Below are 15,702 nucleotides of genomic sequence, written 5' to 3'. Positions count from 1 at the left end.
TTAGCCTCTTAATTGCGGAAAGGGAATTTGAATGCTGCCAACAAAGCTTTTGCTTCTTCGTCGGTTTTAGCAGTCGTCGTAATACTGATGTTGAGGCCACGGAGGGCATCAATTTTGTCGTATTCGATTTCAGGGAAAATGATCTGTTCTTTAACGCCAATGTTGTAGTTACCACGGCCATCAAATGCTTTGCCAGAGATACCGCGGAAGTCACGTACGCGTGGCAATGCAACAGTAACGAAACGATCCAAGAATTCGTACATGCGTGAACCACGCAATGTCACCATGGCACCGATTGGGTAGCCTTGACGAATTTTGAATCCAGCAATCGCTTTTTTAGCTTTAGTTACTACTGGCTTTTGGCCCGCAACTTTAGTTAAATCACCCACTGCATTTTCGATAATTTTCTTGTCATTCACCGCATCGCCCAAGCCCATGTTCAGGGTAACCTTGGTGATACGTGGAACTTCCATTACCGACTTGTAACCAAACTTGGCAATCAAATCAGCAACAACTTTTTCTTGGTAGTGTTCTTGGAAACGTGTGCTCATAATTTCTCCGTGCCCCTTATGCGCTTAAAGTTGCGCCAGTGGTTTTGAGGAAACGCTGCTTTTTACCGTCAACGAGTTTGATACCAACACGTGATGGTTTGCCGTTACCGTCAACCACAGCCACATTAGAAATGTGAACAGGCATAGTCTTGTCAATCATGCCGCCGGTTACACCTGCAGCTGGGTTTGGCTTAACGCTCTTTTTATAAATATTTACGCCTTCGATCACTAATTTGTTCTCGAGAACGGCCGTTACAGTTCCTTGCTTGCCTTTATCGCGGCCAGTCAACAAAACTACGGAATCACCTTTACGAATCTTTTTCATATCAGCCTCTTAAATCACTTCGGGGGCGAGAGAAACGATCTTCATGAACTTCTCAGTACGCAATTCGCGTGTCACTGGTCCGAAGATACGTGTGCCAATTGGCTCTAACTTAGCGTTGAGCAATACCGCAGCGTTTGCATCGAACTTAATCAATGAACCGTCTGGACGGCGAACACCCTTAGCTGTTCTCACTACAACAGCGTTATAAATATCGCCTTTTTTTACACGGCCACGTGGAGCAGCTGACTTAACGCTGACTTTGATGACATCACCGATACTGGCGTAACGACGCTTAGAGCCGCCCAATACCTTGATGCACAAAACTTCACTGGCGCCTGTGTTATCGGCGACCTGCAATCTACTTTCGGTTTGTATCATTTCTAATCCCCAACTTATTGGCCAAAGGCAAACAGTCTTGGTTCCGTCTATGGGCTTTAACGAAAGTTAAAACCCGGAATTAATGAAAAACACTGATTCTCCAATAAAACCAGAGAAGCCTTCTATTCTACTACGTAAATCAGGGATTTGGGAAGAATCTTCACAAATCCCCTAAAAAATACCTTAAATACCCTTTGAACCCTCAACTAAACGGGTCACAACCCAAGATTTAGTACGTGAAATTGGCTTAGATTCAGCAATTTCAACGGTATCACCCATCTTGTATGTGCCAGCTTCGTCATGAGCATGGTACTTTTTGGACTGGCCAACATACTTACCAATCACTGGATGCTTAACTTGACGCTCAACTAACACCGTCACAGTTTTTTGCATTTTGTCGCTAACAACGCGGCCCACAAGGGTGCGGCGTAAGGGTTTAGATAATTCTGTCATAGCCCTTTTTCCTTATTTCTGTGTAGTCTTTTGGGTGATAAAAGTCTTTACACGAGCGATGTCGCGTTTAGTCTTACCCAATTGGCTGGTATTAGTGAGTTGCTGAGTGCCTTTTTGCATGCGGAGCTTAAAGTTAGTCTTTAAGAGCTCTGTCAATTCTGCGTTCAAGCCAGTCAGATCTTTAGCTGCTAATTCTTTATTTTTCATAATCTCTATCCCGATCAACCTAAGTGGCGAATCACGAAAGTGGTCTGCAAAGGTAATTTAGCGGCAGCAAGCTTGAAAGCTTCGCGCGCCAAAGTTTCATCCACACCATCCATCTCGTAAAGCACTTTGCCTGGTTGAATTTCAGCTACGTAGTACTCTGGGTTACCTTTACCGTTACCCATACGTACTTCAGCAGGTTTTTGTGAAATTGGCTTATCTGGGAAAATACGAATCCAGATACGACCACCACGTTTAATATGACGGGTCATTGCGCGTCGTGCCGACTCGATTTGACGAGCAGTTAAACGACCACGGCCAACGGCCTTCAATCCAAAGTCACCAAAGGCTACAGAGCTACCGCGTGTTGCCACGCCAGTGTTACGGCCTTTTTGTTCCTTACGATACTTACGACGCTTTGGTTGTAGCATGCTTACTCTCCTGACTTCTGCGTATCTGCGGCAGGTGCTTCGACCTTACGCACACGCTTTACTGCTGGTTTAGCAGCAACTAATGGCTTGTCAGTGCCAGCAGCTGGTTTACGAGCAGCTGTTTTGCTTGGAGCACGACGAGTTTTCTTTTCTTCGGCAGCTGGTTCTGTAGATGGAGCAGCTACTTGAGCTTCTGCACCACGACCCAATGTATCGCCTTTGTAAACCCAAACCTTTACGCCGATGATGCCGTAGGTTGTTTCAGCTTCTGATGTTGCGTAGTCAATGTCCGCCTTCAATGTATGAAGTGGAACACGACCTTCGCGGTACCATTCGCGACGAGCAATTTCTGCGCCGTTTAAACGACCGGATGACATGATCTTGATGCCTTGCGCGCCAAGACGCATTGCACTTTGCATTGCACGCTTCATTGCACGACGGAACATGATGCGCTTCTCTAACTGTTGAGTAATAGAGTCAGCAATCAATTGCGCATCAACTTCTGGCTTACGAATTTCTTCAATATTGACGTGAACTGGAACACCCATGCGCTTTTGTAATTCACGACGGAGAACTTCAATATCTTCGCCTTTTTTACCGATTACAACGCCTGGACGTGAGCTATAGATAGTGATGCGTGCATTCTTAGCAGGACGCTCGATCACTACTTTGCTAACAGATGCATTCTTCAACTTCTTCTTCAGATAGATGCGGACATCAACGTCCTCTTTCAGCATCTTTGCAAAATCAGTATTGTTTGCATACCAACGTGATGTCCAATTCTTCGTTACCGCGAGTCGGAATCCGGTTGGGTTTATCTTTTGTCCCATATCTTTCCTTAGTTACTCAAGGTCACGCTAATGTGACAAGTTTGTTTTTCGATTTGATTGCCACGGCCCTTAGCGCGCGCAGTGAAACGCTTCAAGGATGTACCTTTATCAACGATTACCGCCGATACCTTGAGCTCATCAATGTCGGCACCTTTATTGTGTTCAGCATTTGCAATCGCTGATTCAACTACTTTTTTCACAATGAAGGCAGCTTTCTTGGGGCTGAAATTCAAAATGTTTAATGCGCGTGCAATCGGCAAACCACGAATTTGGTCGGCGACCAAACGTGTCTTTTGCGCTGAAATGCGGGCGCTCTTGTGAGTAGCTTTAACTTCCATCATCATCCCCTTACTTCTTCACAACTTTCTTGTCAGCAGCGTGACCTTTGAAAGTACGGGTCAAGGCAAACTCGCCTAACTTATGACCCACCATGTTTTCTGATACATAAACCGGAACGTGTTGACGACCGTTGTGTACAGCAATTGTCAGACCGATAAAGTCTGGAAGAATTGTTGAACGGCGTGACCAAGTTTTGATCGGCTTCTTGTCTTTGTTGGCTTGTGCGACTTCAACTTTATTTACCAAGCTGGCTTCGCAAAATGGGCCTTTTTTAGCTGAACGTGTCATATCTATTTTTCCTTAATCGCTTAGCGCTTTTGACGGCGTTGAACGATCATCGATGTTGTACGCTTATTGCGACGTGTACGATAACCTTTGGTTGGAGTTCCCCATGGAGATACAGGTACGCGGCCTTCGCCAGTCTTACCTTCGCCACCACCGTGTGGGTGATCTACTGGGTTCATTGCCACACCGCGAACGGTTGGGCGGATACCACGCCAGCGGTTTGCACCAGCTTTACCAATCACGCGCAAGCTATGCTCTTCGTTACCAACTTCACCAATAGTAGCGCGGCACTCGATCAGAACACGGCGAACTTCACCGGAGCGCAAACGCACTTGAGCGTATACACCTTCACGAGCTAACAACACTGCTGAACCACCGGCGGAACGAGCAACTTGCGCACCTTTTCCTGGCAATAATTCAACACAGTGAATAGTGCTACCAACTGGAATATTGCGAATAGGCAAGTTATTACCAGATTTGATCGGTGCTTCGGAACCATTCATGATGGCTTGGCCAACAGTCATGCCTTTAGCAGCCGGAATGTAGCGACGCTCACCATCCACAAACACGATCAATGCAATATTTGCACTGCGGTTTGGATCGTATTCCAAGCGTTCTACTTTAGCTGGAATGCCATCTTTGTCGTTACGTTTGAAATCAACAACACGATAGTGATGCTTATGACCACCACCTTTATGACGGGTAGTGATGTGGCCATTATTGTTACGACCCGCTTTTTGAAACTGTGGCTCTACTAACGCTGCAAAAGGTTTACCTTTATGCAGGTCAGGATTGACCACCTTGACCATTGAGCGACGACCTGGTGAGGTCGGTTTTGTCTTCATCAAAGGCATGATTAATTCGCCTCCGCTTCAAAGTTAATTTCTTGACCTGGCTTCAAATTCACATAGGCCTTCTTAGTGTGGTCACGACGACCTTCAAAACGGCCATAGCGCTTAGGCTTACCCTTTTGATTCACGATTTGAACTGAGTCAACTTGCACTTTAAAGAGCAATTCAACTGCTTGTTTTACATCGAGCTTGTTAGCATCGCGAGCTACTTGGAACACTACTTGTTCGTTTTTCTCTGCAACCATAGTTGCTTTTTCAGAGATAACCGGTCCAAGCAGAACCTTCATTAGATTGTGATCGTTTTTACGGACTTGGCTCATTTCAGCAACTCCTCAATTTTTGCGATCGCAGCTTTGCTAACCAATACTTTTTTGTATTGAACCAAAGCTAATGGATCAGCATGCTGTGGCTCACATACAGCAACCTTATGCAAATTGCGTGATGCCAAGAACAAATTCTCGCTAACCTGATCAACGATGATCAAAACTGAATCCAAGCCCATTGCCTTAACTTTGTCAGCTAAAACTTTAGTCTTTGGAGCGTCAAGATTAAATTGATCAACAACATTCAAGCGACCTTCGCGAGCTAACTGAGACAAAATCGATCTCATACCAGCGCGGTACATTTTCTTGTTTACTTTTTGGCTGAAATTCTCTTCTGGGGAATTCGGGAATATACGACCACCTCCACGCCATAGCGGGGAAGAACTCATACCAGCACGTGCACGACCAGTGCCCTTTTGACGCCAAGGCTTCTTGGTTGTGTGCTTAACTTGCTCACGGTCTTTTTGTGCACGGTTTCCACTACGTGCATTTGCTTGGTATGCCACTACCACTTGGTGTACCAATGCTTCGTTATATTCGCGCTCGAATACTTCTGGCGAGGCTTGTACGCCTGCACCTAAAGTACCGTTGTCTTGGAGAAGCTTAAGTTCCATATTCGCTCTCCTTATTTCTTCTTCAACGGTGTCTTCACCGCTGGAGTAACAATAACTTTACCGCCCGGGGCGCCTGGTATAGCGCCTTTAACCATGATGAGATTACGTTCTGCATCAATGCGTGCGATGACTAAATTTTGAACTGTTTTGGTAACGTCACCAAGGTGGCCAGTCATGCGCTTACCTGGAAAAACACGACCCGGATCTTGCGCCATACCAATAGAGCCTGGTACGTTATGTGAGCGTGAGTTACCGTGGGATGCGCGACCAGAAGCGAAGTGATAACGCTTGATGGTACCGGCATAACCTTTACCAATAGAAACGCCTTGCACATCGACTTTTTGGCCAGCAGCGAAAGCAGCTTCAGCAGGAATAACTTGTCCTGGTGTCATTTCTGCAATTTTTGCTGCATCTAGTTTGAATTCATTAAGACCGTTACCAGCCATCACTCCTGCTTTAGCGAAGTGACCAGCCATTGCTTTGGTAACACGAGTTGCTCTACGTGTGCCATGTGCCAACTGGATAGCATCATAGCCATCAGTTGCCTGGGTCTTGATTTGAGCGACTCTGTTATCGCTCACGTCAATTACGGTTACAGGGATTGAATCCCCTTCGTCCGTAAATAGACGGGTCATGCCGACCTTGCGGCCGATTAAGCCTAAGCTCATATTCATGCTCCACGCCGACTTCGATTGGTCGGCAAAATTAATTTAAGTGATTTACAAGTAAAAGTACTTCTAAATCAATAACTTACAACGTTTTCAATGCTGATAAAGCCTAAAAATTCACCCAATTAATTGAGCGAAGCCTTTGATTCTATCCCGAAAACCCTGTCTTGACAAGCAAAAAGACTGGAAACAACAAATTATTGCAACTTAATTTCGACATCCACACCTGCAGGGAGGTCTAATTTCATCAAAGCATCTACAGTTTTCTCTGTAGGATCAACAATATCCATCAAACGAAGATGGGTACGGATCTCTAATTGATCACGAGATGTCTTGTTCACGTGTGGTGAACGCAAGATATCAAAACGCTCAATACGCGTTGGCAAAGGTACTGGACCCTTAACAACCGCACCAGTACGCTTAGCTGTATCAACGATTTCAGCCGCAGATTGGTCGATCAAACGGTAATCAAATGCTTTGAGGCGAATACGAATTTTTTGGTTTTGCATATTAATTCCAAAGAGCGTTGTGGTGCTGCCACGTTATACATCTAAAGAGCACGGTGACATCAGCAGCACTGATGTCACCGGTTAGCAAACCGCTAAATATTATTTACTTCTACTTCCTTAAGCCAAAATCTTTGCAACCACACCGGCGCCAACTGTACGGCCACCTTCACGGATCGCAAAACGTAAACCTTCTTCCATCGCGATAGGGGCGATGAGTTTTACGGTAATGGTTACGTTATCACCAGGCATGACCATTTCTTTGTCTTTTGGCAACTCGATTGAACCTGTTACGTCCGTTGTGCGGAAGTAGAACTGGGGACGATAGTTGTTAAAGAATGGTGTATGACGACCACCTTCATCTTTACCCAAGATGTAAACCTCGGCAGTAAAGTGAGTATGTGGGGTGATTGAACCAGGCTTGGCCAATACTTGGCCGCGCTCAACTTCTTCACGTTTTGTACCGCGCAACAAAATACCAACGTTGTCGCCTGCTTGACCTTGATCGAGCAATTTGCGGAACATTTCAACACCAGTACAAGTGGTTTTGAGTGTTGGCTTGATACCGATAATTTCGATCTCTTCACCAACCTTAACGATACCGCGCTCAATACGGCCTGTTACAACAGTACCGCGACCAGAGATCGAGAACACATCTTCTACTGGCATCAAGAACGCACCGTCAATAGCACGCTCTGGAGTTGGGATGTAGGTATCTAAAGCTTCAGCCAATTTCATAATGGCTTCTTTACCCAATGGGCCTTCGTCGCCTTCTAAAGCCAACTTAGCAGAACCTTGCACGATTGGTGTGTCATCGCCTGGGAAGTCATATTTAGAGAGAAGTTCACGAACTTCCATTTCAACGAGTTCTAACAATTCAGCATCATCAACCATGTCGCACTTGTTCAGAAACACCACGATGTAAGGAACACCAACTTGGCGTGCCAAGAGGATGTGCTCACGCGTTTGTGGCATTGGGCCATCAGCTGCAGAGCAAACCAAAATAGCGCCGTCCATCTGAGCAGCGCCAGTAATCATGTTCTTAACGTAGTCAGCATGTCCTGGGCAATCCACGTGAGCGTAGTGACGGTTTGCAGTCTCATACTCAACGTGCGCAGTATTAATCGTAATACCACGGGCTTTTTCTTCAGGAGCAGCATCGATCTGATCGTATGCTTTCGCTTCGCCACCAAATGCTTTTGAGAGCACGGTTGCAATTGCTGCTGTCAATGTAGTTTTACCATGGTCAACGTGACCGATGGTGCCTACGTTTACGTGCGGTTTTGTCCGCTCGAACTTTTCTTTTGCCATTTTTGTCTGCCTTCTTTAGCTAGTCAATATTCAAAATTAATGTGGATAAATTACTTCGCTTTAGCAGCCATAACTGCTTCAGCAACGTTCTTAGGTGCTTCGGAATAGTGCTTAAATTCCATGGTGTAGGTAGCGCGACCTTGGGTCAACGAGCGCAAGCCAGTTGAATAACCAAACATCTCTGCCAATGGCACTTCAGCACGAACGATCTTGCCGCCGCCTGGAATGTCATCCATACCCTGCAAAATACCACGACGTGATGAGAGGTCACCCATTACGTTGCCCATGAAATCTTCAGGTGTTTCTACTTCAACAGCCATCATTGGTTCAAGCAATACTGGCGCTGCTTTGCGCATACCGTCTTTAAATGCCATTGAACCCGCCATCTTAAATGCGTTTTCATTGGAGTCGACATCATGGTATGAACCGAAGAACAAAGTTGCTTTGATATCTACAACTGGATAACCAGCCAAAATACCAGAGTTCAATGTTTCACGAATTCCCTTTTCTACCGCAGGGATGTATTCGCGAGGCACAACACCGCCTTTGATAGCGTCAATGAATTCAAAACCTTTGCCTGGCTCTTGTGGCTCAAGCTTCAATACAACGTGACCGTATTGACCGCGACCACCAGATTGCTTAACAAATTTACCTTCGATTTCTTCGCAAACCTTACGAATCGTTTCGCGATAGGCAACTTGTGGCTTACCAACAGTTGCCTCAACACCAAACTCACGACGCATACGATCAACCAAAATTTCTAAGTGGAGCTCGCCCATTCCAGAAATAATGGTTTGGCCTGATTCTTCATCGGTCTTTACGCGGAATGATGGATCTTCTTGAGCCAAACGATTCAATGCAAGACCCATTTTTTCTTGGTCAGGCTTGGTCTTTGGTTCAACAGCCTGTGAGATCACCGGCTCTGGGAATACCATACGCTCTAAGATAACAATGCTATCTGGATCACATAATGTTTCGCCAGTAGTTGCGTCCTTTAAACCAACTGCTGCAGCAATATCACCTGCGTACACTTCTTTAATTTCTTCACGTTGGTTTGCATGCATTTGCAACAAACGACCAACACGCTCTTTCTTGCCCTTGATTGGGTTGTAGATCGTATCGCCAGACTTCATCACACCAGAATAAACACGGAAGAAAATAAGTTGCCCAACAAACGGATCAGTCATGATCTTAAATGCCAATGCAGAGAATTTCTCCGCATCATCAGCTTTACGTGTTGTAGGTGTGCCGTCTTCCAATTCACAGGGAACTGGTGGAACATCCAATGGAGATGGCAACAACTCAACCACCGCGTCCAACATCGCCTGAACACCTTTGTTTTTGAAAGCAGTTCCACACATCATAGGAATGATTTCGTTGGCAATCGTACGCTGACGCAATGCTGCTTTAATTTCTTCTTCAGTCAGCGCTTCGCCACCAAGATACTTTTCCATTAGCTCTTCTGAGCTTTCAGCGGCTGCTTCCACCAACTTCTCGCGCCACTCTTCAGCAGATGCTTGTAATTCAGCAGGAATTTCATCGTAGTTAAATTTAGTGCCTTGCGAAGCCTCATCCCAATAGATGGCCTTCATTTTGACCAAATCCACAACGCCTTTAAAGTTTTCTTCAGCGCCAATAGGAATTTGGATCAATATAGGATTTGCCTTCAAACGCAACTTCATCTGGTCATAGACCTTGAAGAAGTTCGCGCCAGTACGGTCCATTTTGTTTACGAAAGCTAAACGGGGAACTTGATACTTATTTGCTTGACGCCATACAGTTTCTGATTGTGGCTGAACGCCGCCAACTGCACAGTAAACCATGCAAGCACCATCCAAAACGCGCATTGAACGCTCAACTTCAATGGTGAAGTCTACGTGTCCTGGGGTATCAATAATGTTGATGCGGTGCTCAGCAAAATTACCGGCCATACCCTTCCAAAAGGTGGTGGTAGCTGCAGAAGTAATCGTGATGCCACGCTCTTGCTCTTGCTCCATCCAGTCCATGGTAGCTGCGCCATCATGTACTTCACCAATTTTGTGATTAACACCGGTGTAGAACAAAACGCGTTCTGTAGTTGTTGTCTTACCTGCGTCAATATGCGCAGAGATACCAATGTTGCGATATCTGTCGATGGGGGTTTTACGTGCCACTGTTGGTGCCTTTTCTTGACTATTTGATTAGAAGCGGAAATGTGAGAAAGCTTTGTTAGCTTCTGCCATACGGTGAACTTCTTCACGCTTCTTCATTGCTCCGCCGCGACCTTCTGCAGCTTCTAGTAATTCGTTGGCCAAACGTTGTGCCATGGATTTCTCGCCACGTTTTTTAGCAGCTTCACGAACCCAGCGCATTGCCAAGGCAGAACGACGAGATGGGCGAACTTCAACAGGAACTTGATAGTTGGCACCACCAACACGACGGCTTTTGACTTCAACCATTGGCTTAACATTGCCCATAGCTGTTGAGAAAATTTCGAGTGGTTCTTTGTTTGCTTTTTTCTCGATGTGATCAAAGGCACCGTAAACGATACGCTCTGCAACCGATTTCTTGCCGTCCAACATCAGGACGTTCATGAATTTAGCTACTTCTACATTGCCGAATTTTGGATCCGGCAAAATTTCCCGTTTGGGAACTTCACGACGACGTGGCATAACTACTCCTTCAGTTCAGTTAGGGATGATTCACATGAATCATCCGCTCCGGTTGCCCTACTATCTAAGAAGATTCCTAGACGGAACAACCACTTACTTGTCTTTTAAGTCCGACAAACGATGACTTACTACAAATACTTCAGCAAAAATCTATTGAAAGATTAAGCAGATTTCTTGGCGCGTTTAGCACCGTACTTGGAACGCGATTGCTTACGGTCTTTAACGCCCTGCAAGTCAAGTGAGCCACGAACGATGTGGTAACGAACACCTGGCAAATCCTTTACACGACCGCCACGAATCAACACTACTGAGTGTTCCTGGAGGTTATGGCCTTCACCACCAATGTATGAAATCACTTCAAAACCATTGGTTAAGCGAACTTTGGCTACCTTACGCAGCGCAGAGTTAGGCTTTTTAGGAGTAGTGGTGTACACACGTGTACAAACACCACGGCGCTGCGGACTGTTTTCCAGTGCAGGGCTCTTGCTTTTAACGATAAGCCTGGATCTTGGCTTGCGTATTAATTGATTAATTGTTGGCATAAAATAGCTCGGTTAGTACTTCTTTGTTGCTTTCTTCAAGAAAATCAATGACTTAGAGAATTTCTAGGTCAAAAAGACCCTCTTCTGAATCAGTAGAACTCAGCATTCTAGCTTGGCCAGCTCTTTCCGTCAACCAAATGAGGAAAAAACTGGCCATTTTTAGCCAGAATTACCAAATTAGCTTGGATCAGTCTCCCCACTAGGAGCAACGACTTCAGCCTCAATTTCTACAGGCATATTGGCCATTGCTTCCTCTTCGGCGGCAATCATTTGAGCGCGATCACGCTCAAATTGCTCCCTGACCTTGCGTGCACGGCGATAAGACAAGCCAGTACCAGCAGGGATCAGACGACCAATAATGACGTTTTCCTTAAGTCCACGGAGTGTATCGGTCTTGCCCATAATGGCGGCTTCGGTCAATACACGGGTAGTTTCTTGGAAAGAAGCCGCTGAAATGAAGCTATCGGTAGACAAGGACGCTTTAGTAATACCCAACAGCACGTTTTCGAACTGCGCCGGGCGCTTACCTGCAGCAATCACTAAATCGTTAGCGTCATACAGTTTTGAACGCTCAACTTGCTCACCAGTGATGTAGGCAGTATCGCCACCATCAGTAATTTGCACACGACGCAACATTTGACGCACGATCACTTCAATGTGCTTGTCATTGATCTTCACGCCTTGCAAACGGTAAACGTCTTGAACTTCATCAACAATGTAGATCGCTAACTCTTCAATACCGCGGAGAGTCAAGATGTCATGTGGATCAGCAGGGCCTTCCACAATCATCTCGCCCTTGTTCACAACTTGACCGTCATGAACGAGAACTTGCTTCTCTTTAGGAATCAAGAATTCATTGGCTTCGCCGTCCATATCGGTAATGACCAGACGTTGTTTGCCTTTGGTTTCTTTACCGAAGGAAACTGTTCCAGTCACTTTCGCCAAGACAGCTGCATCTTTTGGTGAGCGTGCTTCGAATAATTCTGCAACACGTGGCAAACCACCAGTAATGTCGCGAGTCTTCTGTGATTCGATTGGAATACGCGCCAATACTTCACCGACTTCAACTTTCTGACCATCTTTAACAGTAATCAAAGCGCCTACTTGGAGGCCAATGTTTACTGGGTGATCAGTACCGGCGATCATGACTTCATTACCCTTGTCATCAACTAAGTTGATCATTGGGCGAACGCCTTTGCTTGCAGCGGAACGACGCTTACCGTCAATCACCACCAAAGTAGAGAGGCCAGTAACTTCGTCAACCTGTTTAGCAACAGTGACGCCTTCTTCAACGTTGTCGAAGCGAGCGATACCAGCGTACTCAGAAATAATCGGACGTGTTAATGGATCCCATGTTGCTAAGCTTGCACCAGCCTTCACTGCTGCATCTTCTTTCAACAAGAGCGTTGCACCGTAAGGTACTTTATGACGCTCACGCTCACGACCATTCTCATCAACGATCAAGGCTTCGCCAGAGCGTGAAATCACGATCTGCTCACCCTTCGCGTTCTTCACAACACGCATCGTGCCGGAGAACTTCAAAGCACCGTTAGATTTGGCTTCAATATTGCTCGCAACCAAAGCACGAGACGCTGCACCACCGATGTGGAAGGTACGCATAGTCAACTGTGTGCCTGGCTCACCGATGGACTGAGCAGCGATCACGCCGACTGCTTCACCAACGTTTACCAAACCACCGCGACCTAAATCACGTCCGTAGCACTTAGCGCACAAGCCAAAGCGAGTTAAGCAAGACAATACTGTGCGAACTTTCACTTCATCGATACCCAATGCAACGATTTGATCAACGTGATCTTCATCAAGCAATGTGTCGTTAGGAACGATGACTTCTTGTGTATCAGGATGAACGATGTCACCGATGCATACACGGCCCAAAATACGGTCACGCAATGCTTCGATAATTTCGCCGCCTTCAACAAGCGCCTTCATGGTTACGCCATTGGTTGCGCCGCAATCATCTTCGATCACCACGAGATCTTGAGTAACGTCGCATAAACGACGCGTCAAGTAACCTGAGTTCGCTGTCTTCAACGCGGTATCAGCCAAACCTTTACGAGCACCGTGGGTTGAAATGAAGTATTGCAATACATTCAAACCTTCGCGGAAGTTCGCAGTAATTGGAGTTTCGATGATTGAGCCATCAGGCTTAGCCATCAAACCACGCATACCAGCCAACTGACGAATCTGCGCTGCAGATCCACGCGCACCAGAATCCGCCATCATGTAGATGGAGTTAAAGGATTCTTGACGTACAGTTTTACCGTTACGGTCGAGCACGTCAACGTGTGACAACTCATCCATCATCGCCTTACCAACTTGGTCGCCAGCGGCACCCCAAATATCAACCACGTTGTTATAACGCTCTTGATTGGTTACGAGACCAGACATAAACTGCTTGTCATACTCCTTAACCTTGGCAGAAGCCTCGGTGATGATGCGCTCTTTAGAGCTTGGAATCAACATATCGTCGATTGCAACCGAGATACCAGCATTCGTTGCCAAACGGAAACCAGACTGCAATAGGCGGTCAGCAAAAATCACTGTTTCACGAAGACCGCACTTGCGGAATGAAGTGTTGATCAAACGAGAGATTTCTTTTTTCTTCAAAGGCTTGTTAATTTCCTCGAAAGACATGCCTTTAGGCAAAATCTCAGACAAAATTGCACGGCCAACTGATGTTTGGTAAATCTTGGTCTTTTCAGCAAAACGGGCGTCGCCCTCTGCCTTCTTGTCCACAATCTCAAACTCAGTAATACGCACAGCAACACGAGAGGCCAATTCAACTTGACCAGCTTCGTATGCACGTACTACTTCAGTAATGTTAGCGAAGACCATGCCCTCGCCTTTACCGTTGATCTTGTCACGTGTAGCGTAGTACAGACCCAACACCACGTCCTGTGAAGGAACGATCGATGGTTCGCCGTTAGCTGGGAACAATACGTTGTTCGAAGCCAACATCAATGTACGTGCTTCCATTTGCGCTTCGAGCGACAAAGGAACGTGAACCGCCATTTGGTCACCGTCAAAGTCCGCGTTAAATGCCGCGCAAACTAATGGGTGCAATTGGATTGCTTTACCTTCAATCAGCATTGGCTCGAAAGCCTGAATACCAAGACGGTGCAATGTAGGCGCACGGTTCAACATGATTGGATGTTCACGAATCACTTCTTCGAGAATGTCCCAAACGATTGGAGTCTGGCTCTCAACTTCTTTCTTCGCAGCCTTAATCGTGGTTGCAATTCCTAAAGTTTCAAGCTTGTTAAAAATGAATGGCTTGAACAATTCCAAAGCCATCAATTTTGGTAAGCCGCACTGATGCAATTTCAATGTAGGGCCAACCACAATGACTGAACGACCAGAGTAGTCAACGCGTTTACCCAACAAGTTTTGACGGAAACGACCGCTCTTACCTTTAATCATCTCAGCCAAGGACTTGAGAGGACGCTTATTAGCGCCAGTCATAGCCTTGCCGCGACGACCGTTGTCGAGCAGTGAGTCAACCGCTTCTTGCAACATCCGTTTTTCGTTACGAACAATGATCTCTGGTGCGCGCAACTCTAACAAACGTTTTAAGCGGTTGTTACGGTTGATCACACGACGATAGAGGTCGTTCAAATCAGAAGTAGCAAAGCGGCCGCCATCCAATGGCACCAATGGGCGCAATTCAGGTGGCAACACTGGCAATACTTCCATGATCATCCAGTCAGGCTTAATACCTGAAGTCTGGAACGCCTCGAGCACTTTTAAGCGCTTAGCGTATTTCTTGATCTTGGCATCGCTACCAGTAGCTTTTAAATCAGCACGAATCGTTTCTACTTCACGATCGATATCAATCGAACGCAAGAGATCACGAATACCTTCCGCGCCCATGATGGCAGTAAACGCACCGTCACCATACTCTTCAGTTTTAGCAATATATTCGTCTTCAGACATAATCTGACCACGCTTCATCGCGCCTTCAGGAGTCATGCCAGCGTCAACCACTACATATGCTTCAAAGTAGAGAACGCGCTCGATATCACGCAATGTCATATCGAGAACCATACCCAAACGGGATGGCAATGACTTCAAGAACCAAATGTGCGCTACAGGGGCTGCCAACTCAATGTGGCCCATACGCTCACGACGTACCTTAGCGAGAGTAACTTCAACGCCGCACTTCTCGCAGATTACGCCACGGAACTTTAAACGCTTGTACTTACCGCATAAGCACTCGTAGTCTTTGGTTGGTCCAAAAATCTTGGCGCAGAACAACCCATCACGCTCGGGCTTAAAAGTCCGGTAGTTGATGGTTTCTGGTTTGCGTACTTCACCAAAAGACCATGAGCGAATTTTCTCAGGAGATGCGAGACCAATTTTGATGACATCAAACTGCTCTTCGCCCTGCGTTTGCTTAAATAAATCGAGCAATGCTTTCAT

The 15,702-nt window shown here is 46.1% G+C and carries 19 protein-coding genes; all 19 read right to left on the bottom strand.

The annotated features are described in order from the left end of the window. Positions 1-8 precede the first annotated feature (8 nt). The 19 genes from rplE to rpoC all read right to left on the bottom strand — a co-directional run bounded on the left by rplE (position 9) and on the right by rpoC (position 15,702). Entirely contained in the window at positions 9-551 is a 543-nt protein-coding gene (rplE, locus tag C2740_RS00360) for a 50S ribosomal protein L5 (RefSeq protein WP_215293452.1), read from the bottom strand. 16 nt (positions 552-567) lie between these two features. Then, positions 568-876 carry a 50S ribosomal protein L24 gene (gene rplX, locus C2740_RS00355; protein ID WP_011901911.1) on the bottom strand — a complete coding sequence of 103 codons (309 nt, stop codon included), beginning with the start codon at positions 874-876 and terminating at the stop codon, positions 568-570. Between the two features lie 9 nt (positions 877-885). After that, positions 886-1,254: a 50S ribosomal protein L14 gene (gene rplN, locus C2740_RS00350; protein WP_011901910.1), complete on the bottom strand. Its 369-nt coding sequence runs from the start codon at positions 1,252-1,254 to the stop codon at positions 886-888. 183 nt (positions 1,255-1,437) lie between these two features. Continuing rightward, a complete protein-coding gene (rpsQ, locus tag C2740_RS00345; RefSeq protein ID WP_215293451.1) occupies positions 1,438-1,707 on the bottom strand; it encodes a 30S ribosomal protein S17 in 270 nt (89 codons plus the stop codon). Between the two features lie 12 nt (positions 1,708-1,719). Further along, positions 1,720-1,914, bottom strand: coding sequence for a 50S ribosomal protein L29 (gene rpmC, locus C2740_RS00340; RefSeq protein WP_215293450.1), 195 nt, complete (start codon positions 1,912-1,914; stop codon positions 1,720-1,722). A gap of 14 nt (positions 1,915-1,928) precedes the next feature. Beyond that, positions 1,929-2,342: a 50S ribosomal protein L16 gene (rplP, locus tag C2740_RS00335; RefSeq protein WP_071464443.1), complete on the bottom strand. Its 414-nt coding sequence runs from the start codon at positions 2,340-2,342 to the stop codon at positions 1,929-1,931. 2 nt (positions 2,343-2,344) lie between these two features. Beyond that, complete coding sequence (gene rpsC, locus C2740_RS00330; protein ID WP_215293449.1) at positions 2,345-3,172, bottom strand: 30S ribosomal protein S3; 828 nt, start codon at positions 3,170-3,172, stop codon at positions 2,345-2,347. 8 nt (positions 3,173-3,180) lie between these two features. Next, entirely contained in the window at positions 3,181-3,513 is a 333-nt protein-coding gene (gene rplV, locus C2740_RS00325) for a 50S ribosomal protein L22 (RefSeq protein ID WP_215294245.1), read from the bottom strand. Positions 3,514-3,520: 7 nt separating this feature from the next. Continuing rightward, positions 3,521-3,799: a 30S ribosomal protein S19 gene (gene rpsS / locus C2740_RS00320; protein ID WP_088525610.1), complete on the bottom strand. Its 279-nt coding sequence runs from the start codon at positions 3,797-3,799 to the stop codon at positions 3,521-3,523. Positions 3,800-3,819: 20 nt separating this feature from the next. Then, positions 3,820-4,650, bottom strand: a complete 831-nt coding sequence (gene rplB / locus C2740_RS00315; protein ID WP_215293448.1) for a 50S ribosomal protein L2 — start codon at positions 4,648-4,650, stop codon at positions 3,820-3,822. A 2-nt stretch (positions 4,651-4,652) separates the two neighbouring features. Next, positions 4,653-4,967 carry a 50S ribosomal protein L23 gene (gene rplW, locus C2740_RS00310; protein WP_071464440.1) on the bottom strand — a complete coding sequence of 105 codons (315 nt, stop codon included), beginning with the start codon at positions 4,965-4,967 and terminating at the stop codon, positions 4,653-4,655. Further along, complete coding sequence (gene rplD, locus C2740_RS00305; protein ID WP_215293447.1) at positions 4,964-5,584, bottom strand: 50S ribosomal protein L4; 621 nt, start codon at positions 5,582-5,584, stop codon at positions 4,964-4,966. The genes rplW and rplD overlap by 4 nt, the downstream gene beginning before the upstream one ends. Before the next feature lie 11 nt (positions 5,585-5,595). Further along, on the bottom strand, positions 5,596-6,252 hold the full coding sequence (rplC, locus tag C2740_RS00300) for a 50S ribosomal protein L3 (protein WP_215294244.1): 657 nt from the start codon (positions 6,250-6,252) through the stop codon (positions 5,596-5,598). A 197-nt stretch (positions 6,253-6,449) separates the two neighbouring features. Beyond that, the gene (rpsJ, locus tag C2740_RS00295; protein WP_011901899.1) at positions 6,450-6,761 is read right to left on the bottom strand and encodes a 30S ribosomal protein S10; all 312 of its coding nucleotides are present in this window, start codon (positions 6,759-6,761) and stop codon (positions 6,450-6,452) included. A gap of 117 nt (positions 6,762-6,878) precedes the next feature. Continuing rightward, on the bottom strand, positions 6,879-8,069 hold the full coding sequence (gene tuf / locus C2740_RS00290) for an elongation factor Tu (protein WP_071464438.1): 1,191 nt from the start codon (positions 8,067-8,069) through the stop codon (positions 6,879-6,881). A 50-nt stretch (positions 8,070-8,119) separates the two neighbouring features. Further along, the gene (gene fusA / locus C2740_RS00285; RefSeq protein ID WP_215293446.1) at positions 8,120-10,222 is read right to left on the bottom strand and encodes an elongation factor G; all 2,103 of its coding nucleotides are present in this window, start codon (positions 10,220-10,222) and stop codon (positions 8,120-8,122) included. A 27-nt stretch (positions 10,223-10,249) separates the two neighbouring features. Continuing rightward, the gene (rpsG, locus tag C2740_RS00280) at positions 10,250-10,720 is read right to left on the bottom strand and encodes a 30S ribosomal protein S7 (RefSeq protein ID WP_011901897.1); all 471 of its coding nucleotides are present in this window, start codon (positions 10,718-10,720) and stop codon (positions 10,250-10,252) included. Between the two features lie 161 nt (positions 10,721-10,881). Beyond that, positions 10,882-11,262 (bottom strand): 30S ribosomal protein S12, encoded by a 381-nt coding sequence (gene rpsL, locus C2740_RS00275; protein ID WP_072582063.1) that lies wholly within the window; start codon positions 11,260-11,262, stop codon positions 10,882-10,884. A 177-nt stretch (positions 11,263-11,439) separates the two neighbouring features. After that, positions 11,440-15,702 (bottom strand): DNA-directed RNA polymerase subunit beta', encoded by a 4,263-nt coding sequence (rpoC, locus tag C2740_RS00270; protein WP_215294243.1) that lies wholly within the window; start codon positions 15,700-15,702, stop codon positions 11,440-11,442.

The sequence above is a fragment of the Polynucleobacter sp. MG-5-Ahmo-C2 genome (assembly GCF_018687735.1).
GTDB lineage: Bacteria > Pseudomonadota > Gammaproteobacteria > Burkholderiales > Burkholderiaceae > Polynucleobacter.
Note: the sequence above shows the minus strand (reverse complement) of the source record. Positions and strands in the feature narration are given on the sequence as shown.